At 69.2% G+C, this 1,063-nt stretch carries 2 protein-coding genes and 1 pseudogene; 1 reads left to right on the top strand and 2 read right to left on the bottom strand.

Annotation, left to right across the window (positions count from 1 at the left end):
• Both ACOADB_RS20465 and ACOADB_RS20460 read right to left on the bottom strand, forming a co-directional pair.
• On the bottom strand, nucleotides 1–233 hold a 233-nt coding region (locus tag ACOADB_RS20465; RefSeq protein WP_378602762.1), incomplete at its 3' end, for an antibiotic biosynthesis monooxygenase family protein.
• A 48-nt stretch (nucleotides 234–281) separates the two neighbouring features.
• On the bottom strand, nucleotides 282–644 hold the full coding sequence (locus tag ACOADB_RS20460) for a hypothetical protein (RefSeq protein WP_378602759.1): 363 nt from the start codon (nucleotides 642–644) through the stop codon (nucleotides 282–284).
• A 92-nt stretch (nucleotides 645–736) separates the two neighbouring features.
• Here ACOADB_RS20460 and ACOADB_RS20455 point away from each other — a divergent pair.
• A pseudogene (locus tag ACOADB_RS20455) lies at nucleotides 737–1,063 on the top strand (hypothetical protein); the annotation flags it as partial.

Genomic DNA, 1,063 nt, shown 5'->3' with positions numbered 1-1,063 from the left:
TTGTCGGCGTGGGCCGCCTTGCCCTGGCCGTCGCGCCAGGCGGCGAACGACTCCTCGTCGGCCCACTGGGTCACGACGAAGTAGCGCTGGTCTCCAGCGGTCGGACGCAGCAGCTGGAAGCCGAGGAAGCCGGGGGAGTTCTCGACTGCGCCGGCGCGGGCAGTGAAGCGTTGCTCGAGCTCGGCGCCGGCGCCCTCGGGAACGTGGATGGCGTTGATCTTCACGACAGACATGGGAATTCTCCTTGGTCGGTCAGGCAGTGAGTTGGTCGAGCAGGCGCCTCAGGCGCGTGCGTGGCCGCCCCAGTTGGACAGCTTCACCGCGATGTCGTGCAGGCGGTCCTCGCTCACACCAGCGACCTCGAAGGTGGCGTTGACGTGCGGTCCCGCCACCCGGCCGAGCTGCACCGTGGCGGCACCGTCGACGTGCTCGAGGATGCGGACCAGGCGGTTGGCGATCCGGCCGAGCTGGGAGGCGTGCTCGTCATCGAGCTGGCCGAGCGCCTCGGCCTCGCGGGCGTGCAGGGTCAGGCCCAGGGCGGTCCCGGCGTCATGGCGGGCGAGGACCCAGATCTCGTCCTCCCACACCACTGCGGTCGAGTTCGTGCCCAGGCTGTCGGGGTAGGTCGCTGAAGACTCCGGCATGTTGCCACTCTGCCACCCGCAATCGGAGCTGGAGGAGGCACCCCCTTTGTCGACATCCAAAGTCGAGTCAATTGGTCGAGTATGATCGGTCCATGTCCCTGGATGCTCTGGCCGTTCCGACGTACGACGACCCGCTGGTCGTCGTACCAGCGCCGGCTGCGGGTGCCGGCAACTGGGCGGGAGCGGCCAGCGCCGTCCTGGTCGACGGGACCTTCTGGCTGACCTATCGGGTGCGCCGGCCGCTGACGGACGGACGCGGCGTCAGTGTGGTCATCGCACGGTCTGCGGACGGTGAGAGGTTCACGACGGTGGCCGAGGTCCACCGCGAGGCCTTCGGCAGCGAGTCGTTCGAACGCCCGGTCCTGGTGCCGGTTCCGGGCATCGGCTGGCGGCTCTACCTGTCGTGCGCAACCCCGGAC

It is taken from the genome of Nocardioides sp. CPCC 206348 (assembly GCF_048654705.1).
Taxonomy (GTDB): domain Bacteria; phylum Actinomycetota; class Actinomycetes; order Propionibacteriales; family Nocardioidaceae; genus Nocardioides.
This window is presented reverse-complemented; position numbering and strand designations above follow the sequence as displayed.

Excerpts from the sequence above, each read along its gene's own strand:
- ACOADB_RS20460 (WP_378602759.1), bottom strand. The coding sequence starts at position 644 with ATGCCGGAGTCTTCAGCGACCTACCCCGACAGCCTGGGCACGAACTCG.